We start from the raw sequence: 20,921 nt of genomic DNA, 5'->3' as shown, positions 1-20,921 counted from the left end.
CACTGACGTGGCAAGCAGCGCCGCCTACGCGGAAGGCATCACCAACCCGTCGATCGACTCGCTCCTCGACATCGTCGACAGCAAGTACAGCCTTGTGATCATGGGTGCGAAGCGGGCGCGCCAGATCAACGCCTACTACTCCCAGCTCGGCGAGGGCCTGCTGGAGTACGTCGGGCCCCTCGTGGAGACCCACGCCCAGGAGAAACCGCTGTCCATCGCCCTGCGCGAGGTCGCCGAGGGCCTGCTGACCTCCGAGCCCATCGAGGGCTGACCCCCGCCCCGCCACGGGAAACCCCGAGCGAGCCGGAGGGGCGCGCCGGCGGTCTGGACTGAGGAGCGAGGGACGAGCGACGAGGGCTGTATTCCTCGCGTGCCTCCGGCACGACCAGCCGGGTATGAGCGCCCCGATGGGCGACGCGGAAAACCCCCGAGCGAGCCGGAGGGGCGCGCCGGCGGTCTGGACTGAGGAGCGAGGGACGAGCGACGAGGGAAGACGCCGGGTATGAGCGCCCCGATGAGTGAAGCGGGAAACACAGTCGTGCTGGGCGTCAGCGCGGGCATCGCGGTCTACAAGTCCTGCGAGCTGCTGCGCCTCTTCACGGAGTCGGGACACGACGTGCGCGTCGTGCCGACCAGGGACGCCCTGCGTTTCGTCGGCGAGCCGACCTGGGCCGCGCTGTCGGGCAACCCGGTGACCACAGAGGTGTGGGAGTCGGTGCACGAGGTGCCACACGTGCGCATCGGGCAGTCCGCGGACCTGGTGGTCGTCGCCCCGGCGACGGCGGACGTGCTGGCCCGGGCCGCGCACGGCATGGCGAACGACCTCCTCACGAACACACTGCTCACGGCGCGCTGCCCGGTGGTGTTCGCGCCCGCGATGCACACCGAGATGTGGGAGCACCCCGCCACGCGCGCCAACGTGGCGACGCTGCGGGAGCGGGGCGCGGTGGTGATCGAACCCGCGAGCGGCAGGCTCACCGGCGCCGACACGGGCCCCGGGCGGCTGCCGGACCCCGCCGAGATCTTCGAGGTCTGCCGGCGCGTGCTCGCGGGCCGCAGCGGCGATCTGGCGGGGCGGCACGTCGTCGTCTCCGCCGGCGGCACCCGTGAGGCGATCGACCCCGTCCGCTTCATCGGCAACCGCTCCTCGGGGCTGCAGGGATACGCCCTCGCCCGTACGGCCGTCGCCAGGGGCGCGGAGGTCACGCTGGTGTCGGCGAACGTGGCGCTGCCCGACCCGGCGGGCGCGAAGGTGGTGCGGGTGGAGTCGGCGACGCAGCTCCGCGAGGCGGTCCTGGCCGCGGCGGAGCACGCCGACGCCGTCGTCATGGCCGCCGCCGTCGCGGACTTCCGGCCCGTACGGCAGAGCGGCACGAAGATCAAGAAGTCGGCCGCCGAGCCCGATCCAATTCATCTCACGAAAAATCCGGACATCCTGGCTGAGCTGGGGGAGACCCGCCGGGCCGGAGGCGGGACGTACCCCCGGGTGATCGCGGGTTTCGCGGCGGAGACGGACGACGTCCTCGCCAACGGGCGCGCCAAGCTGGAACGCAAGGGCTGCGACCTGCTCGTGGTCAACCAGGTGGGGGAGAACCTCGCCTTCGGCACGCCCGACAACGCCGCCGTCGTCCTCACCGCGGAGGGCGAGTCGGTGGAGATTCCGAGGGGTCCCAAAGAGGATCTCGCCGACGTAGTGTGGAACCTGGTGGTACGGCGTCTCCCCTGACCCCTCGTGGACCTCGACCCCTCGCGGACCTCGCGTGGTGCCGGTGCGGGCGTCCGTGCCCGCCTCCGCAGGGTGCGTCGAGGGAGCGATCGCATGCCGGTGTCCGCCACGATCAGAGAGCGCTGCCGGGCCATGCTCGGCCCCGGCGAGGACATCCGCTATGTCTTTCCCGCGGTGGCCCTGCCTCCTCCTGCCATGATCAGCTTTCTCGTCGTCGTGACGAACCGCTCGGTCACGCTGCTGTCCACCAAGATGCTCACGCGGGACGAGCCGTCGCGGGTGTGGGCCCGCTACCCCCGCCGCACGCGCCTCGGGCCGGTCGAGTTCGGGTCGGGCCCGAGGATCGAGATCGACGGCATGACCCTGGAGGTCGACGACGAGTACGCGGCGGTGGTCGCGGCGGCGGACGCCGAGGCCTTCTCCCCGGGTGACCTGCCCAGAGATCCCCTCCCCGACCTCTGAGGGGCGTCCGGGGACCCGGCGGGCGCGTCCTGCCCGCCGCCTGTCGGGGAACCGGTGACGTGGCCGGAACCGGGATGGCTGTGCCGCGCCGCATCGCCTGAGGCTAGACTCGCGTGAGCATCGAATGGCCGCCGGTAGGCCCTACCGGCGGTCCTTCACAGACGTCAGCAGCCGCTGCATGAGGAGCCCAGAGTTGTCCCGTCGCCTGTTCACCTCCGAGTCGGTCACCGAGGGCCACCCGGACAAGATCGCTGACCAGATCAGTGACGCGATTCTCGACGCGATGCTCAAGGACGACCCGAAGAGCCGGGTCGCCGTCGAGACGCTGATCACCACTGGCCAGGTCCACGTCGCCGGCGAGGTGACGACGGAGACCTACGTCGACATCCCCGCCCTGATCCGGGAGAAGATCCTCGAGATCGGGTACGACGCCTCCCACAAGGGCTTCGACGGCGCCTCCTGCGGCGTGTCGGTGTCCATCGGCGCCCAGTCGCCGGACATCGCCCAGGGCGTCGACGACGCCTACGAGCACCGCGAGGGCGAGGGCGCCGACGACTTCGACCGCCAGGGCGCGGGCGACCAGGGCCTGATGTTCGGCTACGCCTGCCGCGAGACCCCCGAGCTGATGCCGCTGCCGATCACGCTCGCGCACCGGATGGCCCGCCGCCTGTCGGAGGTCCGCAAGAACGGGACCGTTCCCTACCTGCGCCCGGACGGCAAGACCCAGGTCACGATCGAGTACGACGGCGACCGGCCGGTCCGCCTCGACACCGTGGTGGTCTCCACCCAGCACGCCCCGGAGATCGACCTGCGGGAGATGCTGGCCCCCGACATCCGCGACCACGTCGTGGAGCCGGTGCTGGCCGACCTGGAGATCGAGACCGAGGGCTACCGCCTGCTGGTGAACCCGACCGGCCGCTTCGAGATCGGCGGCCCGATGGGCGACGCCGGGCTCACCGGCCGCAAGATCATCATCGACACGTACGGCGGTATGGCCCGCCACGGCGGCGGCGCCTTCTCCGGCAAGGACCCGTCCAAGGTGGACCGTTCGGCCGCCTACGCGATGCGCTGGGTCGCCAAGAACGTCGTCGCGGCCGGTCTGGCCGACCGCTGCGAGGTCCAGGTGGCGTACGCGATCGGCAAGGCGCAGCCGGTCGGCCTGTTCGTCGAGACGTTCGGCACAGAGAAGGCGCCGGTCAACGTGATCCAGGACGCGGTGCTCCAGGTGTTCGACCTGCGCCCGGCCGCGATCATCCGCGACCTCGACCTGCTGCGCCCGATCTACTCCGAGACCGCCGCGTACGGCCACTTCGGCCGTGAGGGCGTCTCCTGGGAGTCCACCGACCGGGCCGACGCCCTGCGCACCGCCGCGGGCCTGTGACCCGTCCCTGACGGACCCCGGCGGCGCCGGACAGGCACGCCCGGCCACGCCGGCCCGGACCCTCGACCGGCTTCGCGCACAGCCCGCGGGCCTGTGGGCGATTGCGGCCCGCCGGGTCTGGTAGGACGTACACGTGACCGAGCCGACCCGTGCCCCTCATCCGCAGGAGGCGCTCCTACCGGCGCCTCCCGCCGCCGGGAAGCGGTTCATCCAGCCCGCCGGGCGGACTCGTGCGGCGGGCACGGAGCGGACGCGGGCGGGCGCGCGCAAGGGGGCGCGTGAGGCGGCGGCGAGCCTTCCGGTCGCCAGGATCGTGGTGGACACGCCGTTGCCGCACCTGGACCGGCCGTTCGACTACCTCGTCCCCGCCGAGATGGACGCCGAGGCCGTGCCCGGCTGCCGGGTGCGGGTCCGGTTCGCCGGTCAGCTCGCCGACGGTTACCTGCTCGAACGGCTGGCGGAAAGCGAACACGGCGGACGGCTGTCCTTCCTGGAGCGGGTGATCTCCCCGGAGCCCGTTCTCACCCCCGAGATCGCCCGCCTGGCCCGTGCGGTGGCCGACCGCTACGCCGGGACCCTGCCGGACGTCCTGCGGCTGGCGGTGCCGCCGCGGCACGCCCGGGTCGAGGCCGAGGCGCGCACCCCCGTCCGCCGCACCGATCTCCCCGCTCCTGCCGGCGCCGCCGCCCCGGCGGGGAAGGATGCGTACGCGGGTCCGTGGGAGGCCTATCCGGCGGGGGCCTCGTTCCTGGAGGCGCTGGCCGAGGGCAGGGCGCCGCGGGCGGTGTGGACCGCCCTGCCCGGCACGGACGCCGACGGGCCGACGTGGCCCCACGCGATCGCGGCCGCCGCGCGGGCGACGCTGGACGGCGGCCGGGGCGTCGTCGTGGTGGTTCCCGACGGCAAGGACGTGGCCCTGGTGGCCGAGGCTCTGGGCGACACCCCGCACGTCGCGATCACCGCGGACCTCGGGCCCGCCGAGCGATACCGGCGCTGGCTCAAGGCGCTGCGCGGGGAGGCCGGCATCGCGGTGGGCAACCGCCCGGCGGCCTTCGCCCCGGTGGCCCGGCTGGGCCTCGCGGTCATCTGGGACGACGGCGACGACCTGCACGCCGAGCGCCACGCCCCCTATCCCCACGCGCGGGAGGTCCTCGGCCTGCGCGCCCACCAGGCGGGAGCGGGCCTGCTCGTCGGGGGCTACGCCCGCACCGCCGAGGCGACGGCGCTCGTCGACACGGGCTGGGCGGGCCCCCTCGTGCCCGACCGCGCGGTGGTGCGGGCGCGGGCCCCCAGAGTGCGCCCCGCGGGCGACGACGCCGAACTGGCCCGTGACCAGGCGGCCAGGGCCGCCCGCCTGCCCAGCGTCGCCTGGCGGGCGCTGCGCGAGGGCCTGGAGCACGGGCCCGTCCTCGTGCAGGTCCCGCGCAGGGGCTACCTGCCCGCGCTCGCGTGCCGCCACTGCCGCGCCCCCGCACGCTGCTCGGGCGCGCCGCCGGTCCGCCTCGCCACGGAGCCGTCGCACGCGGAGCAGCCGCACTCGGAGCCGTCGTATTCGGGGCCGGTCTGCTCGGGACCGCTGGCCCTGCGGGGCGGGCACGCCATGCCGTACTGCCGCTGGTGCGGCCGGATCGCGGGCGACTGGCGCTGCCCCTCCTGCGGGGGGACCGGCGTGCGGGCCGTCATCGTGGGTGCCCGGCGGACGGCGGAGGAGCTGGGCCGGGCCTTCCCGTCCGTCGCCGTGCGCACGAGCGGACGCGACGGGGTCCTGGCGAGGGTCAGCGGCGCTCCGGCACTGGTCGTGGCCACCCCCGGGGCCGAACCGGTGCCCGACGGCGGCTACGCGGCCGGCGTGCTACTTGACGGATGGGCCCTGCTCGGCCGTCCCGACCTGCGCGCGGCCGAGGAGACCCTGCGGCGCTGGGCGAACGCCGCCGCGCTGCTGCGGCCGGCGGGCGAGCTGGTCGTCATGGCCGACGCGGCGGTCCCGGCCGTACAGGCCCTGCTGCGGTGGGACACCGTCACCTTCGCCGAGCGGGAGCTCGACGACCGGACCGAGCTGGGCTTCCCGCCCGCCGTGCGGCTGGCCACGCTGACCGGCCCGGCGGCGGCCGTCAGGGAGACGCTGGCGGGCGCCGATCTGCCCGCAGGGGCGCAGGTGCTGGGGCCGGTTCCGGTGGACGGCGGGCAGGAGCGCGCCATGGTCCGGGTGCCGCGTCACCTCGGCTCCGCGCTCGCCCGCGCGCTCAAGGGCGCCTCCGGGGTGCGCTCGGCACGCAAGGCACCGGAGGTGGTCCGAGTGAACATTGATCCGCTCGATCTCATCTGACCGATTCGCCTCGCACAAAGCGAGCCGTTAGCGTGCGTGTGTGTCGATCGAATGGGTGAACCGGGCCGTCGACGGCCTCCGCGCCTGGGGGCGGGAGAGGAACGTCGAGGTCGACGTCGACGAGGTACGGCTGCTGTGCGACTACGCCAGCGACTATCTGGAGGTCAACGAGCTGGGCGATTTCCGGCCGGGGACCTTCGAGGAGCTCCTGCTGGAGATCTACCCGCGCAAGGTCATCGCGCCGCCCGAGAGCGCGCCGGAGACCGTGGCCGCGGCGCGCACGCTGGTCGAGTTCCTCCTGGACACGGGCGAGATCGGCGGCAAGACCGCCGCCCGGATGCGGGCGACGATCGACGAGATCGAGCCCGAGATGCCCCGGGCGCTCGCCGACACGTCCAAGTTCGGCATGGCCAAGAGCCTGTTCAGCGCCATCGGCCCCGACTCGCTGGAGCTCGACGCCGCGGGCGGCCGGGCAGAGGGGGAGACGGACGGCCCCGACTGCGACTGCCCCGGCTGCGCGCCGCTGCCGCCCGTACGGCTCGCCCCGGCCGAGGAGGTGGCGCGGGCGGCGCGCGAGGTGCCGCTGCTGGTCGACGCCCACCGCGTGGTGACGTGGCTGGCGGAGGGCCGCCGCACCCTCACCCTGCGCCGCTCGCTGCGCGCCGCGGACGCCCGCGCGATCAGGGACGGCCTCGGCGTACGACGCCCCGAGGCCGCCTGGCGCCTGGCGCTCGAACTGGGGCTGGCGCACTCCGGCCCTCCGGCCGTCGAGGCGGCCGAGGGCTTCCGCGACCTGGCGGAGCGCGGCGACGAGGAGGTGCTCGACCTGTGGACGGGGGCGCTGGAGCTGCTGATCGAGGGCCTGGTGCCGCTGACCGGCGAGCGGGTGGTCGACGACGGGATGGCCCAGATCCACGACCTGCTCTACCGGCTGCAGTCGCCCGTCCCGGTGGACGCGCTCGCCGACTACCTGCGTGAACTGGCCGACGGGCGGCCGGTGGGGCGGCTGGACGAGGCGCTGACCGGCCTGGCGTACGCGGGAACGGTCCAGCGTACGGAGGACGGCCTGGCCCTCACCACGCACGCCCTGTGGGGCCTGCGCGAGGTGTACGCGGGCATGGGCATGGACGCGCCGCTCGCCCCCGACCTGGCCGAAGGCGACGCGAGCGGCCTCATCGCGGGCCTCATCGGCGACGGCCCGGCGGACGAGGCGGCCGAACGGGACATCGCCGAGTGGCTGTCCCGCCGTACGCCCGAGCAGGCCGCGGCGGAGCTGCTGGCCGCCGTCGCGGGCGCCCCGGCGGAGGTGCGCGGGGTCGCGGTGACGATCGTCGACCGGCTGGGCCGGGAGGCGGCTCCCGTCGTGCGGTCCTACCTGGACGACACCGAGCTTCGCCCGCACGCCATCCACTGGCTTTCCTCACGCGGCCTGGAGGCCCCCGCGCTCACGCCGGAGGAGGTGCTGTGGATGAGCGTCGACATGCTGGCGCTGGCGCTGCCCGCCGCCGAGGCCGACCCCGAGGGCTTCGCGGAGAACATCGCGGCCTCCGGCCCGCCCCCGCATCTGATCGAGGACATGTGGCGGGTGGAGCACCCCGACGTCGTCGAGGTCCTGGAGCTGCTCGGCAACACGCTGCGGGACCAGGCCGCCGCGAAGGCCGCCCGGAAAGCGGCCTTCAAGGCACGTTCGCGGGGCATCAGGTGACTGCTGTGCAGTAAGTTGCTGGAATGGCCGACAGCGACGTGCTCACCTTCCCGCCGGTCGACATCGCCCCCGACGAGGAGCTCGTCCACGCGGTCCGGGAGGTCCCCCTCGTACGCGACGCCCGCCGCCTCGCCGAGTGGGTCGGGGGCCGCTGCGCGGCCTCCCCCCAGGGCGTCTGCGAGGTGACCGAGGAGGGGCTGCCGCACCCGGCCGAGGCGGAGGCGGTCGTCGCCGCGCTGGACCTGGCGGCCGCCCGGCTCCGGCTGCTGTGGGTGGTCGCGGTGAACGGCCGTCTCGTGGAGGTCACCCGCCAGGGCGCCCGCCCCGGGCCGGGGGTGCCCGACCCCATGGAGTTCTGGGACGGCGTGGTCATGGACGTGCTCGACCGGACCGAGGAGGGCCTCACCGGCTCGGCCGTGGTCGACGAGCACCTCACCGAGATCCTCGCCACGATCTACTCGGTGCGCGAGGGCATGCCGCTCGCGGCGCTCGCCGGCGGCATCCTGCAGGCGCACGAGGTGGGATGCGAGGCGCGGCCGGCCGACCTGCGGCGGCTGCGGATGACCCTGCCGGGCGAGCTGTCGGCGGCGATGGCGCTGCTGGAGTACTGCGGGCTGATCGAGCTGACCGGCGAGCTGGTCCGCCTCAGCCAGCCGGGCGTGTGGGCGGTGCGCCGCGACCTGCTGCGGGAGGGCCACGACGCGCCGTCCCTGGGCGAGGTGGCCGCGCTGGCCGAGCTGGGGGCCGCCGACCTCATCGACGCGATGCTGCACGGCCGGGCGTCCGCCAGCGCCGCCACCCTCTGGCTGGAGCGCCGGGTCCCGGAGGACGCCGCGCGGGAGCTGATCAAGATCGCCGCGTCGGGCGACGCGGCCCAGCGCGGCACTGCGGGGACCGTGCTGGAGGAGCTCGGCCCCGAGGCCGCGCAGGCCGTACGGGAGGCCCTGGACGAGCCGATGATGTGGCGCTACGCCGCGGCCTGGCTGGGCGTGCGGGACCTGGAGGCGCCCGCCCTCGGCGAGGGCGACGGCGCCTGGGTGGCGGTGGACACCCTCGCCGCCCTGCTCTACATCGGCGCCCCGGTCGACTCCGTGGCCCACTTCGACCTGCTCGGCGAGGACCTGCTCGCGCTGGTGCCCGAGATGGGCCGGGCCGACCACCCCGACGCCCTCGCCGTGCTGGAGATGCTCGGCCGGCACCACCCCGATCCGCTGATCGCGAAGACGGCCAGGAAGACGGCGATGAAGGTGCGGTCGCGCACATAGACTGTGGTGATCCTCCTCGTGTATGTGACGTGAACGGAGCCGACCCTTGGCCATTCAGCCGATCCGCCTGTTCGGCGACCCCGTGCTGCGCACGCCGGCCGAGCCGGTGGTCGACTTCGACAAGGAGCTGCGCAGGCTCGTGAAGGACCTGACCGACACGATGATGGACGCGCCGGGCGCCGGGCTCGCCGCGCCGCAGATCGGCGTCGGGCTGCGCGTGTTCACCTACTACGTGGACGAGCAGCTCGGCCACGTGATCAACCCCGATCTCGACCTCGGCGACGAGCTGGACGAGGAGGGCGAGGAGGGCTGCCTGTCCTTCCCCGGCCTGTCCTTCCCCACGCCGCGGGCGATCCGGGCGGTCGCCAAGGGCTTCAACATGCACGGCGAGCCGGTGACGATCGAGGGCACCGACATCATGGCGCGCTGCTTCCAGCACGAGACCGACCACCTGGACGGCGTGCTGTTCATCGACAGGATGGACACGAAGCAGCGCAAGCTCGCCATGAAGGCGATCCGCGAGGCCGAGTGGAGCGGCCTGTCGGCCCCGGTGGTGAAGATCTCGCCGCACGCCACGCAGGGACGGGCCCTGTAGTGCGCCTGGTCTTCGCCGGCACCCCCGACACCGCGCTGCCGTCGCTGCGCGCCCTGCTGGACTCGCCCCGGCACGAGGTGGCCGCCGTCGTCACCCGGCCGGACGCGCAGTCGGGCCGGGGGCGGAAGGTGCACCCCAGCCCGGTGGCCCAGCTCGCGGAGGAGTCGGGCATCGAGGTGCTCAGACCGGCGAAGGCCGGCGACCCGGACTTCCTCGACCGGCTGCGGGCGATCGGCCCGGACTGCTGCCCGGTGGTCGCCTACGGCGCGCTGCTTCCGCAGACGGCCCTCGACATCCCGCCCCACGGCTGGATCAACCTGCACTTCTCCGTGCTGCCGGCGTGGCGGGGCGCGGCCCCCGTCCAGCACGCCGTACTGCACGGTGACGACGTCACCGGCGCCTCGACCTTCCGCATCGTGAAGGAGCTGGACGCCGGGCCGGTCTTCGGCGTGCTGACCGAGCCGATCCGCGACGACGACACCAGCGGCACGCTGCTGGCCCGGCTCGGCGAGGCCGGCGCGGGCCTGCTGCTGGCCACGCTGGACGGCGTCGAGGACGGCGCCCTGGAGGCGCGCCCGCAGCCCGCGGACGGCGTCAGCCTCGCCCCGAAGATCGAGGTCGACGACGCGCGCGTCGACTGGGCCGCGCCCGCGATGCGGGTGGACCGGCTCGTGCGCGCCTGCACCCCGGCTCCCGGCGCCTGGACGGAGTTCCGCGGCCAGCGGGTCAAGATCGGCCCGGTGCGGCTCGCCCCCGACGCGGACAAGCTCGCCCCGGGCGAGATCGCGGCCACCAGGAAGACCGTGCTCGTCGGCACCGCCAGCCACCCCGTCGAGCTCGGCGAGGTGCAGCCGCAGGGCAAGCGGCAGATGACCGCCGCCGAGTGGGGCCGCGGCGTTCGCTTCGCCGACGGTGAGACGCTGGTCTGAGGGACCTGGTGGCCACCACCACCGACGTGACCGGGCGGCGCCGCGTCGAGGCGGACGCGTTCCGGGCGGTGCACGGCGCGGGCGGATCGTGCGCCGGGCGGCGGGGTGTCGGAGGAAGGCGCTAGGGTTGCCCGCTGGTTCACGGATGACAGGGTCGAGGGTGGCAGGGTCGAGGGTGGCAGGGTGAAGCAGGGCAGGGGCCAGGGTGGCGACGCCGGGGGCGGCGCGCCGCGCGGCCGGCGGAGCGGCCAGGCAGAGGGCCGGGGCGGCGGACAGAACGGTGGCCAGGCCGGCGGACAGGGTGGCGGACCGCGCGGCGGTGCCGGCCGGGCCCGGCCGGGCCGCGGCGCGCAGACGGGGCACGCCGGGCAGGCCGCCCCCGAGGCGAGGAGCGGGCAGCGGAGGCAGGGCCGTGGCCGCCCGCCGCGCGACGAGGCGCGTAACGCCGCCTACGACCTGATGCGGGCCGTCGACGAGCGTGACGCGTACGCCAACCTGCTCATGCCCACGCTGCTGCGGCAGCGGCGGATCAGCGGCCGGGACGCGGCCCTCGCCACCGAGCTGGCCTACGGGACGCTGCGCGGCCTCGGCACCTACGACGAGGTGATCGCCGCGTGCAGCGACCGCCCGCCGGAGAAGGTCGACCCGCCGCTGCTCGACGCGGTGCGTCTCGGCGTGCACCAGCTTCTGCGCACCCGGATCCCGCCCCACGCCGCGGTCAGCGCCACCATCGACCTCGTGCGGCTGCGCGTCGGGCCGGGCCCGTCCAAGTACGCCAACGCCGTGCTGCGGAAGGTCGCGGGCCGGACGCTGGAGCAGTGGCTGGAGATCGTGGCGCCGCCCCGCGAGGAGGACCCGGCCGGCCACCTCGCCGTCAGCTACAGCCATCCGCGCTGGATCGTCACCGCGTTGCGCGACGCGGTCGGCGGCGACCTGGACGAGACGGCCGCGCTGCTGGAGGCCGACAACGAGCGGCCCCGGGTGGCGCTGGTGGCGCGGCCCGGGCGGGCCACGGTGGAGGAGCTGTTCGCCGCCGGGGCGGAGCCCGGCGCCTACTCGCCGTACGCCGCGTATCTGCCGGAGGGCGACCCCGGCTCCCTCGCGGCGGTGGGGGAGGCGCGGGCGGCGGTCCAGGACGAGGCCAGCCAGCTTGTCGCGCTCGCGCTGACCCGCGTGCCGCTCGACCACGACACGACCTGGCTGGACATGTGCGCGGGCCCCGGCGGGAAGGCCGGGCTGCTCGACGCGGTGGCCACGGAGCGGGGCGCCCGGCTGCTCGGCGCCGACCTGCAGTATCACCGCGCCCGTCTGGTCTGGGGCACCACCCGCGAGGCGAAGGTGATCACGGCGGACGGCACCCGGCCCGCCTGGCGGCCCGGCGCGTTCGACCGGGTGATGCTCGACGCCCCCTGCACGGGGCTCGGCGCGCTGCGCAGACGGCCGGAGGCCCGGTGGCGGCGCGACCCCCGGAGCATCCCCGAGCTCACCGCGTTGCAGCGGCGGCTGCTCGACTCGGCACTGGAGGCCGTCAGGCCGGGCGGCGTCGTGGCGTACGTGACCTGCTCGCCGCACCTGGCCGAGACCCGCGCGGTGGTGGAGGACGTGCGCGACCGGGCCGAGGTGCTGGACGCGCGCGCGTTCCTGCCCGAGGTCCCAGGGCTCGGCGACGGGCCGTACGCGCAGTTCTGGCCGCATCGGCACGGCACCGACGCGATGTTCCTGGCGCTGCTGCGCCGTCCCTGAAGAGGGTCCTCGCCGCGGGCTCCCGGACCGGCCCCGGACCGGCCCCGGGACGGCACGAGGCGGCACAGGGCGGGGGCGGGGACCTGGCGCCAGGGCTGAATAGACTGCAGGGACTATGGCCGTTCAGATCTCGCCCAGCATCCTGTCCGCCGACTTCGCCCGCCTCGCCGACGAGGCCGCGCGGGTCGAGAACGTCGCCGACTGGCTCCACGTCGACGTGATGGACTACCGCTTCGTGCCCAACCTCACGCTCGGCCTGCCGGTCGTCGAGTCCCTGCTGAAGACGACCTCTACGCCGGTCGACTGCCACCTCATGATCGAGGAGCCGGACCGGTGGGCGCCCGACTACGCCGAGGCGGGCGCGGGCAGCGTCACGATCCACGCCGAGGCCGCCAAGGCGGCCGTGCGAACGCTGCGGGCGATCCGCGCGGCCGGGGCGAGGGCCGGTCTCGCGCTGAACCCGGCGACCGCCGTGGAGGGGTACGAGGACCTGCTGCCCGAGATCGACATGCTGCTCGTCATGACCGTCGAGCCGGGCTTCGGCGGGCAGCGCTTCCTCGACATCGTGCTGCCGAAGGTGTCGCGGGCCCGCACCCTGATCGACAAGTACGGCGGCGAGGTGTGGCTCCAGGTCGACGGCGGCGTGTCCACGGAGACCATCGAGCGCTGCGCCGAGGCCGGGGCCGACGTCTTCGTGGCCGGCAACGCCGTCTACGGCGCCGACGACCCCGCCCGTGCCGTCACGGAGCTCAGGAACCTCGCCGAGCGGGCCACCCCGCCCTCCTGACCGGCCCATCCGAACGGGCTTCTCGGTCGGGCTTGCCGGCCGGGCTGCGCCCGGTCACGCCGCGGACCCGCGCGGCCGGCCTCTGGACGGGCCGGGGTCAGGCCAGGGCGGGGTCGAGGACCACGTCCTCGCCCTGGGTGGTGGGCGCCTCGGGGAAGTGGCAGGCGGTCAGGTGGCCCTCGCGGTTGCCGCTGAGCCGGACCAGGGGCGGCACCTCCTCGGCGCACTTGTCCTGGGCCTTCCAGCAGCGTGTGCGGAACCGGCAGCCGGACGGCGGGTTGATCGGAGAGGGCACGTCGCCCGCCAGGCGGATGCGCTCACGCGGCTCGCTCGACATGTCGGGCTCCGGCACCGCCGACAGCAGGGCGTGCGTGTACGGATGCCGGGGCCGCTCGTAGATCGACGCGCGGTCGCCGATCTCGACGATCTTCCCGAGGTACATGACCGCGACGCGCTGGGAGAAGTGCCGTACGACCGCGAGGTCGTGCGCGATGAACAGGAACGCGATGCCGAGGTCGCGCTGCAGTTCCTGCAGCAGGTTGACCACCTGGGCCTGGATGGAGACGTCCAGCGCCGACACCGGCTCGTCGGCGATGATCAGCTTGGGGTCGAGCGCCAGGGCGCGGGCGATCCCGATGCGCTGCCGCTGGCCGCCGGAGAACTCGTGCGGGAAGCGGTTGTAGTGCTCGGGGTTGAGGCCGACGATCTCCAGTAGTTCCTGCACCCGCCGCCTGCGCCCGCCGGGCGGGTCGATGTCGTTGACCTCCATCGGCCCGCGGATGATCGTGCCGACGGTCTGGCGCGGGTTGAGCGAGCTGTACGGGTCCTGGAAGATCATCTGGATCTCGGGCCTGATCGGCTTGAGCTCCCGGCGCGAGCTGTGGGCGATGTTCCGCCCGCGATAGAGGATCTCGCCCGAGGTGGGTTCGAGCAGGCGGGCCGCCAGGCGGCCGGTGGTGGACTTGCCGCAGCCCGACTCGCCCACCAGGCCGACGGTCTCGCCCTCGCCGACGGCGAGGTCGATGCCGTCCACCGCGTGGACCGCCCCGACCTGGCGCTTGATCAGCGTGCCACCCCGTACGGGGAAGTGCTTGACCAGCCCCTTGAGCTCCAGCAGCGTCTCGTTCATGCGCCGTCCTCGGTCCGAGCGTCGATCTGGGCCTCGGTCTGGTCCGAGGCCTGGGTGGTGCGAAGTTCCCTCTTCTGTTCGAGGGTGAGATAACAGGCGTCCCCGTGACCCGTCTCGGGGGAGACGTCCGGCCGCTGCCGGAAGCACAGTTCGGGCCCGGCGAGCCGCGGATAGTCGCAGCGCGGATGGAACGGGCAGCCGGAGGGCGGGTTGAGCAGGCTCGGGGGAGTGCCGCGCACCGGCTTCAGCGGGACGTCCACGCTGGAGTTCAGCCGCGGCATCGACGACAGCAGGCCCCACGTGTAGGGGTGGCGCGGCTCGCGCAGCACCTCGCGGACGGTGCCGCGCTCGGCCGCCCGCCCGGCATACATGACCAGGACGTCGTCGGCGGTGTTGGCCACGACGCCGAGGTCGTGCGTGATCAGGATGATCGAGGTGCCGAACTGCTGCTGCAGGTCCTTGAGCAGGTCGAGGATCTGCGCCTGGACGGTCACGTCCAGCGCGGTGGTCGGCTCGTCGGCGATCAGCAGGTCGGGGTCGCAGACCAGCGCCATGGCGATCATCGCGCGCTGCCGCATGCCGCCGGAGAACTCGTGGGGGTAGTGGTCCACCCGCACCTCCGGCTGCGGGATGCCCACCCGCCGGAGCATCTCGACGGCCCGGTCCCGGGCCTCCTTCTTGCTCGCGCCCCGGTGCTTGCGGTAGACCTCGCCGATCTGCCGGCCGATCGTGTGGAACGGCGACAGGGCGGTCAGCGGGTCCTGGAAGATCATCGCGACCCGGTCGCCGCGGAGCTTCTCCATCGTCGCGCGGTCGGCGGTGATGAGCTCCCGGTCCTCCAGCCAGATCTCGCCGCCGATCCGCGTGTGCGCGGGGTCGTGCAGGCCCAGGATGGCGAGGTTGGTGACGGACTTGCCCGACCCCGACTCGCCGACGATGCCGAGCGTGGTGCCCTTCTCCAGATCGAAGGACAGGCCGTCGACGGCGTGGACGACGCCGTCCTCGGTGCTGAACTCGACGCTCAGGTCACGGACGGACAGGAACGGCCCGGGGCCGCGAGAGGTCCCCGGCTCGCCGCTCCACGACACGGTGGTCACTTGCTGCTCCAGTTCCAGGTTTCGGGCGTTCGGCTCGGGCGCGGCTCAGGTCAGGCGGACCCGCGGGTCGATGAACGCGTAGAGCACGTCCACGACGATGTTGAGGATGACGATCATCGCGGCGCCCACGATGGTCACGCCGAGCAGCATCGGGAGGTCGTTGTTCTGCACCGCCCGTACGGCGAGCTCGCCGATGCCGTGGAGGGTGAACGTCTGCTCGGTGATGATGGCGCCGCCCAGCAGGGTGGCGAGGTCGACGCCGAAGATCGTGACGATGGGGATCATCGCGCCGCGCCAGGCGAACCGGAAGAACACCGCGCGGTTCGACATGCCCTTGGCCCGCGCCGTGCGGACGTAGTCCTCGGCGAGCTGCTCCACCATCTGGGAGCGGGTCATCCTGGTGTAGTTCGCGGTGAAGATGATCGACAGCACCACCCACGGGAGGAGCAGGTGGGTGAACCAGCCCACCGGGTCCTCGGTGACCGGCACGTAGGACGGGCGCGGGATCAGCTGCATGGTGTCGACGAGGTAGAAGGCCAGCAGCGGGCCGACGAAGTAGATCTGCAGCGAGGCCCCGATGACGGAGGAGGCGCTGGCGATCTTGTCGAGTGGCTGCCCGACCTTCCAGGCCGCGATCATGCCGGTGATGATGCCGAACGCGAGGATGACGATCGACGCCCCGAACGTCAGGGACAGCGTCACCGGGAAGCGGTCCACGATGGCGCCGAACACCGGCTCCTGGGTGGCGAAGGAGTAGCCCAGGCAGGGGGCGGGGCAGTCGCCGAACTGCACGAGCTCCCGGCCGGCGAAGATGCCCACGAGCCAGTGCCAGTACTGCACGAACAGCGGCTCGTCCATGCCCAGGTTGTGCCGGACCAGCTGGAGCGTCTCCGGCGGGCAGATCTTGCCGCAGAACGCCCGGGCGGGGTCGCGGGGGACGGCGTAGAAGAGGTAGAACGTGACCGCGCTGATGATCAGCAGGATCATGAGGGCGCCGAGGATCCGGCGTACCAGGAAGCTGGTCATGGTCTCGTACGTGCTCCAGCGGTCGGAACGGGCGGGGGCCCGCCGCCCCGCCCGCGGGGGCGGAGGCGGCGGACCCGGTGGTGCTACTTCACGTAGACGTTCAGCGCGGACTGCTCGCCCTGGATCGGGTCGAACCTCACCCCGCCGAGGCCCGAGCCGTACAGGCCGAAGTAGGTCTGGTAGAACTCGGGGATGATCGCGGCCTGGTCCATGATCTGCCGGTCGATCGCGGCCCACGCCTTGCCGGCCTCGGTGGGGTCGGTCACCGCGTTGGCCTTGTCGATGGCGGAGTTGATCTCCGGCACGTTCAGGTGGCTGTAGTTCGGCGCGTTGTCGGAGATCTGGCGGCCGTCGAACTGCGGCTGGATCGCGGTGGAGCCGGTCGGCCAGTCGGCCGCCCAGCCGCCCCAGTAGACGTCGTACTTGTTGTCCACCGGGCCGATGGCGTCGTAGTAGGTGCCCGCGTTCAGCGGCTTGCCGACCACCTTGATCCCGGCCTTGGCCAGCGCCTCCTTGATGGCGATGGTGACCTTCTCCTGCGTCGGCGTCTGGTTGTAGGCGTAGACGATGGTCGGGGTGGGGTTCCCGGCCTTCTGCAGGAGCGTCTTCGCGGCCTCGGGGTCGCCCTCGGGCTTGGCCAGCTTGCCGTACAGGTCGAACGCCTCGTAGCCGAGGACGGTCGGGCTCATCACGGTCGTGGCGATCTTCCCGGCCGAGATCTCGCCGCCCTGGAGCTGCTGGATCTGCTTGGCCGGCCACGCCAGCTGGATCGCCTTGCGGACGTTGACGTCCGTGACCCGCTTGGTGTTGATGTTGTAGAAGGTCGTGAACGGGGTCAGGCCCTGCAGCGACCGCTTCATCAGGTCGGCGTTGCCCAACACCTCCTGGACCCGCTCGGGGGCGACCGGGTTGTGGAAGGTGAACGCCTGCTTGTCGTTGCCCGTGTCGGCCATGAAGCGCTCGGTGGTCTGCTGGCTCTGCAGGCCGAACTCCATGTGGAACTTGTCCGGGTACGCGTGCCGGATCGGGTCGGTGTTCTTGTCCCAGTGCTCGTTGCGCTCCAGGTCGAGCGACTTGTCCGTCACGTGGCTGACGATCTTGTACGGACCGGACGACCAGGGCTGCTTGTCGTACTTCTGCTTCGTGTCGTGCGCCTTCGGCACGGCGCCGTAGCCGGTCATGGCGACGGTGAAGTTGAAGTCGGGGTGCGCCGCGTTCAGGTGGAAGACCACCGTCTTGTCGTCCGGCGTCTCGATCGTGTCGAGTTCCTTGCCGTCGTACGGGCCCTTGTACTGGTCGCGGAACGGCTTGTTCGGGTCGGGGACCAGCCAGGACTCGGCGTAGTCGGGGCCCTCGGTGATGAAGTCGGCGAACAGGCGCTCGAAGCTGTACTTGACGTCAGCGGAGGTGATCGGCGCGCCGTCCTGCCACTTGAGGCCGTCCTTGAGGGTGAACTTCCAGGTCTTGCCGCCGTCGGTGGTGGTGCCCGTGTCGGTCGCGAGGTCGCCGACGAGCTTGATGTTGCCCGCGTCGTCCTGCTTGTAGTTGGTCAGCGTCCGGGTGAACAGGGCCGAGACCGAGGCGTTGTAGTTGATGTAGACGCGGCCGGGGTCGAGGTGGCTGAAGTCGTCACGGTCGATCATGTAGACGGTGCCGCCCGGCTTGGCGCCCGGGACCTCGGGGGCCGGTCCTGTGGAGTCGTCGGCGGTGCCGACCGATATCGCGCTGACGGCCTTGTTCTCCAGCGGCTTCTGGGAGCTGCCCGCGGCGCCCTCGGGGGCCCCGCCGCCACCGCCCTTGGCGCAGCCGGCCAGTGCCAGCGCGCCCGCCGCGAGCACGGCCGTCATGGAGACGAATCGCCTGCTGTGCGATCTCATGTGGTCCTTCCTATGGAGGTGCGCGCTCACTGGGTCAGCGCTTGGTGCGTGGGTCGAAGGCGTCGCGGATGGAGTCCCCGAGCAGGTTGAAGGCCACCACGAAGATCAGCATCGAGACGCCGGGGAACAGCAGGTAGGTGACGTCGGAGTGGTAGACGTTCACGCCCACCTGGAACATGCGGCCCCAGTCGGGGGTGGGCTCGGTCATGCCCACGCCGAGGAAGCCGAGTCCCGCCTCCGCGCCGACGTAGAGCGGGAGCGCGAGCGTGGCCTGGATGATGATCGGGGTCCAGAGGTTGGGCAGCAGTTCCTTGAAGATCACCCGGGCCGGCGACGCGCCGGTGACGCGGGCGGCCTCCACGAACTCGCGCGCCCGCAGCGACAGCACCTGGGCGCGCAGCAGGCGGGCGATGGTGGCCCAGCCGAGGACGGTGAGGACGACGCAGATCGACACGTACCGCAGCCAGACCGGCGTCTCCTCCTCGGGGAGCACGAGAGCCGCCTCGACGACCGGGAGGAAGACGATCAGGAACAGCTGCGAGGGGAACGCGAGCAGCGTGTCGATGACCCGCCCGATCACGTAGTCGGTGCGGCCGCCCAGGTATCCCGAGGTCACGCCCATCACGACCCCGATGACCGTGGTGAGGACGGTCACGATGACGGCGATGCTCAGCGAGGTGCGGATGCCGTACACGAGTTGCGTGAAGACGTCGCGGCCCAGGCCGGGCTCCAGCCCGAACCAGAAGTCCCCGCTCATACCGCCGTTCGGCGCGATGGGATAGCCGAACTGATTGAGCAGGCCGGGCTGGTTCTGCCCGTACGTGGTGTACGGGTCCTTGCCGTACAACGAGGCGATCACGGGGGCCAGGAGCGCGATCAGGAAGAAGGCGAGCACGACGATCGCCGAGGCGACGCCTGTCCTGTCGCGCCGGAAGCGGCGCCACATGAGCCGTCCGGGCGAGCGGCCGACGACGGCGGAACCGGACGCGGCCGGGTCCGCGGTGTCCGCGGGCTCCGCGGCGGCGTCGGTCGCGGTCGAGGGGGGGAACGTCATGGTTCGGTGCTCCCGGGTGGACCATTAACGATCGGAAGAGATCCGACTATAGGGAACCCTGGCAACTGATTTGGCAGGGGTCAATCACTTGGCGCGGGTAGTTCGCCGCGTTCTTGCTTCGTTGTGCAATGTAAATCACCTTGTGTCCTGCGGCCGCGTTGACCTTGGTGGACGCGCCGCGGGACACTGAATATTACATGAATGCACTTATGTCACAACTTTGTGACATAACCCACACATACCCGAGAAGAAGCGCACGGATAAGGATCCTTGTTTGATCACCGATCCGATCCCCGCAAACCCGCACTAGGTCGTTGAAGCGGGCGTGGCTACACTGGTGGGTAGCAGAGCAGCGTGCTCCGGGGTCGGTGTAATTCCGAACCGGCGGTGACATCCCTGCCCCCAGGGGTGAAGTCCGCGACCCGGCCGAAGCCATCGGCCGGTGGACCTGGTGAGACTCCAGGACCGACGGTGAAAGTCCGGATGGGAGGAAGCGCGCGAACGGGCGGTCGTATGCCGCCGGGCGGTCCCACAGGGCCGCTCCGGCAGCGGGCCGCCCGAGCAGTGGTGCGTGGCCGCATCCCGATCGTTCCCCGGGGCCCGCCGTTACGACAACGGCGAGAGGAAGACCGGGTGACCTCGCGGGACATCCTTCACATGCGGCGCGCGATCGCGCTCGCCGCCCGGGGACTGGGCGGCACCAGCCCCAATCCCGTCGTCGGCTGCGTCGTCCTCGACGCGTCGGGTGAGATCGCCGGGGAGGGCTTCCACGCCTACGCCGGCGGTCCGCACGCCGAGGTCGTGGCGCTGCGCGAGGCGGGCGGACGGGCCCGGGGCGGCACGGCCTACGTGACGCTGGAACCGTGCGCCCACACCGGCAGGACCGGGCCCTGCGCCACCGCCCTCCTGGAGGCCGGCGTGGCGCGGGTCGTCGTCGCCGTCCCCGACCCCAACCCCGTGGCCTCGGGCGGCGCGGAGGTGCTGCGGCGGCACGGCGTGCTGGTGGACGAGGGCGTGCTGACGGCGGAGGCCGAGGAGGGCAACGCCGCCTGGCTGACCTTCGTACGGGCCCGCAGGCCCTATGTGACCTGGAAGTTCGCCGCGACGATCGACGGCCGCTCGGCGGCCTCCGACGGCACCAGCCAGTGGATCACCTCGCCCGAGGCGCGGGCCGACGTGCACCGCCTGCGGGCCGAGAGCGACGCCGTCCTCGCCGGAATCGGCACCGTGCTCGCCGACGACCCCCGGCTGACCGTCCGGCCGTCCGTCGATTCGATCGCGTCGCCGGCGGCCCTCCCCGCCTCGCCGCGCGCCACGCCCGTGCTGCGCGTCGTCGCCGACCCCGGCGCCCGCACCCCCGCGGGCGCCCGCGTGCTGGACGGCGAGGTCCCGACGCTGGTCGCGGTGGCCGAGGACGCCGCGGTCCCCGCCCACCTGACCCACGTCGTACGAATCCCCCGTGCCAAGGGGGGAATAGACCTCCACGCTCTCCTGGCTGAGTTGCACGGGAGGCAGATCGTGAGCGTGCTGGTAGAGGGGGGTCCCACGCTCGCGGGCGCGTTCCTGCGGGAGGGACTCGTCGACCGGGTCGTCGGCTACCTCGCCCCGGCGCTGCTGGGCGCGGGCGCGGCGGCGCTCGGCCCGGCGGGCGTCTCGACGATCACGGAGATCCACCGGCTGGAGTTCGCCTCGGTGACCCCCCTCGGGCCGGACCTCAAGGTGGTCCTGCGGCCCAAGATTCCCGCTCGTCAGTCCTTCCCGCACACCGATCCCCTGGGTGCGGATCCCCAGGTCGTACAGTCCCCTAAGGAGAGCTGAG

Annotated in this window: 17 protein-coding genes and 1 riboswitch; of the genes, 12 read left to right on the top strand and 5 right to left on the bottom strand. The window is 72.8% G+C overall.

The window, feature by feature from the left end; all coding sequences use genetic code 11:
- The first annotated feature begins 7 nt into the window (after positions 1-7).
- From rpoZ to rpe, 11 genes are all read left to right on the top strand, one after another.
- Positions 8-271, top strand: coding sequence for a DNA-directed RNA polymerase subunit omega (gene rpoZ / locus HHX40_RS01245; RefSeq protein ID WP_117408572.1), 264 nt, complete (start codon positions 8-10; stop codon positions 269-271).
- Between the two features lie 243 nt (positions 272-514).
- The gene (gene coaBC, locus HHX40_RS01240) at positions 515-1,726 is read left to right on the top strand and encodes a bifunctional phosphopantothenoylcysteine decarboxylase/phosphopantothenate--cysteine ligase CoaBC (RefSeq protein WP_182879097.1); all 1,212 of its coding nucleotides are present in this window, start codon (positions 515-517) and stop codon (positions 1,724-1,726) included.
- A gap of 93 nt (positions 1,727-1,819) precedes the next feature.
- The gene (locus HHX40_RS01235) at positions 1,820-2,188 is read left to right on the top strand and encodes a hypothetical protein (protein ID WP_117408574.1); all 369 of its coding nucleotides are present in this window, start codon (positions 1,820-1,822) and stop codon (positions 2,186-2,188) included.
- A 193-nt stretch (positions 2,189-2,381) separates the two neighbouring features.
- On the top strand, positions 2,382-3,569 hold the full coding sequence (gene metK / locus HHX40_RS01230) for a methionine adenosyltransferase (protein ID WP_117408575.1): 1,188 nt from the start codon (positions 2,382-2,384) through the stop codon (positions 3,567-3,569).
- Between the two features lie 133 nt (positions 3,570-3,702).
- A complete protein-coding gene (locus HHX40_RS01225; protein WP_182879096.1) occupies positions 3,703-5,895 on the top strand; it encodes a primosomal protein N' in 2,193 nt (730 codons plus the stop codon).
- Between the two features lie 40 nt (positions 5,896-5,935).
- Positions 5,936-7,600, top strand: a complete 1,665-nt coding sequence (locus tag HHX40_RS01220; protein ID WP_182879095.1) for a hypothetical protein — start codon at positions 5,936-5,938, stop codon at positions 7,598-7,600.
- Between the two features lie 23 nt (positions 7,601-7,623).
- Entirely contained in the window at positions 7,624-8,865 is a 1,242-nt protein-coding gene (locus HHX40_RS01215) for a hypothetical protein (RefSeq protein WP_182875739.1), read from the top strand.
- A gap of 46 nt (positions 8,866-8,911) precedes the next feature.
- Positions 8,912-9,460: a peptide deformylase gene (gene def, locus HHX40_RS01210; RefSeq protein WP_117408579.1), complete on the top strand. Its 549-nt coding sequence runs from the start codon at positions 8,912-8,914 to the stop codon at positions 9,458-9,460.
- On the top strand, positions 9,460-10,389 hold the full coding sequence (gene fmt, locus HHX40_RS01205) for a methionyl-tRNA formyltransferase (RefSeq protein ID WP_182875738.1): 930 nt from the start codon (positions 9,460-9,462) through the stop codon (positions 10,387-10,389). The genes def and fmt overlap by 1 nt, the downstream gene beginning before the upstream one ends.
- Before the next feature lie 183 nt (positions 10,390-10,572).
- Positions 10,573-12,132: an RsmB/NOP family class I SAM-dependent RNA methyltransferase gene (locus tag HHX40_RS01200; protein WP_182879094.1), complete on the top strand. Its 1,560-nt coding sequence runs from the start codon at positions 10,573-10,575 to the stop codon at positions 12,130-12,132.
- Positions 12,133-12,247: 115 nt separating this feature from the next.
- Positions 12,248-12,919: a ribulose-phosphate 3-epimerase gene (gene rpe, locus HHX40_RS01195; RefSeq protein WP_111700279.1), complete on the top strand. Its 672-nt coding sequence runs from the start codon at positions 12,248-12,250 to the stop codon at positions 12,917-12,919.
- A 97-nt stretch (positions 12,920-13,016) separates the two neighbouring features.
- On the opposite strand, the gene HHX40_RS01190 is transcribed toward rpe, so the two are convergent.
- The 5 genes from HHX40_RS01190 to HHX40_RS01170 form a co-directional block, all read right to left on the bottom strand.
- Positions 13,017-14,048, bottom strand: coding sequence for an ABC transporter ATP-binding protein (locus HHX40_RS01190; RefSeq protein WP_182879093.1), 1,032 nt, complete (start codon positions 14,046-14,048; stop codon positions 13,017-13,019).
- Positions 14,045-15,145 carry an ABC transporter ATP-binding protein gene (locus HHX40_RS01185; protein ID WP_310737891.1) on the bottom strand — a complete coding sequence of 367 codons (1,101 nt, stop codon included), beginning with the start codon at positions 15,143-15,145 and terminating at the stop codon, positions 14,045-14,047. Before HHX40_RS01185 ends, HHX40_RS01190 begins: the two co-directional genes overlap by 4 nt.
- 45 nt (positions 15,146-15,190) lie before the next feature.
- Positions 15,191-16,171, bottom strand: a complete 981-nt coding sequence (locus tag HHX40_RS01180; RefSeq protein WP_111700282.1) for an ABC transporter permease — start codon at positions 16,169-16,171, stop codon at positions 15,191-15,193.
- An 83-nt stretch (positions 16,172-16,254) separates the two neighbouring features.
- Positions 16,255-18,048, bottom strand: a complete 1,794-nt coding sequence (locus HHX40_RS01175) for an ABC transporter substrate-binding protein (protein ID WP_182879092.1) — start codon at positions 18,046-18,048, stop codon at positions 16,255-16,257.
- A gap of 34 nt (positions 18,049-18,082) precedes the next feature.
- On the bottom strand, positions 18,083-19,102 hold the full coding sequence (locus HHX40_RS01170) for an ABC transporter permease (protein WP_182879091.1): 1,020 nt from the start codon (positions 19,100-19,102) through the stop codon (positions 18,083-18,085).
- A 350-nt stretch (positions 19,103-19,452) separates the two neighbouring features.
- Positions 19,453-19,603, top strand: a riboswitch (FMN riboswitch).
- 132 nt (positions 19,604-19,735) lie between these two features.
- On the opposite strand from HHX40_RS01170, the gene ribD reads away from it, so the two are divergent.
- Positions 19,736-20,920, top strand: coding sequence for a bifunctional diaminohydroxyphosphoribosylaminopyrimidine deaminase/5-amino-6-(5-phosphoribosylamino)uracil reductase RibD (gene ribD, locus HHX40_RS01165; protein WP_310737890.1), 1,185 nt, complete (start codon positions 19,736-19,738; stop codon positions 20,918-20,920).
- The last annotated feature ends 1 nt before the right edge of the window (position 20,921 follow it).

It is taken from the genome of Microbispora sp. H10949, from assembly GCF_014161435.1.
Classification (GTDB): domain Bacteria; phylum Actinomycetota; class Actinomycetes; order Streptosporangiales; family Streptosporangiaceae; genus Microbispora; species Microbispora triticiradicis.
This window is presented reverse-complemented; position numbering and strand designations above follow the sequence as displayed.

Excerpts from the sequence above, each read along its gene's own strand:
- coaBC (WP_182879097.1), top strand. The coding sequence starts at position 515 with ATGAGTGAAGCGGGAAACACAGTCGTGCTGGGCGTCAGCGCGGGCATC.
- HHX40_RS01235 (WP_117408574.1), top strand. The coding sequence starts at position 1,820 with ATGCCGGTGTCCGCCACGATCAGAGAGCGCTGCCGGGCCATGCTCGGC.
- HHX40_RS01215 (WP_182875739.1), top strand. The coding sequence starts at position 7,624 with ATGGCCGACAGCGACGTGCTCACCTTCCCGCCGGTCGACATCGCCCCC.
- rpe (WP_111700279.1), top strand. The coding sequence starts at position 12,248 with ATGGCCGTTCAGATCTCGCCCAGCATCCTGTCCGCCGACTTCGCCCGC.
- HHX40_RS01190 (WP_182879093.1), bottom strand. The coding sequence starts at position 14,048 with ATGAACGAGACGCTGCTGGAGCTCAAGGGGCTGGTCAAGCACTTCCCC.
- HHX40_RS01180 (WP_111700282.1), bottom strand. The coding sequence starts at position 16,171 with ATGACCAGCTTCCTGGTACGCCGGATCCTCGGCGCCCTCATGATCCTG.
- HHX40_RS01175 (WP_182879092.1), bottom strand. The coding sequence starts at position 18,048 with ATGAGATCGCACAGCAGGCGATTCGTCTCCATGACGGCCGTGCTCGCG.
- HHX40_RS01170 (WP_182879091.1), bottom strand. The coding sequence starts at position 19,102 with ATGACGTTCCCCCCCTCGACCGCGACCGACGCCGCCGCGGAGCCCGCG.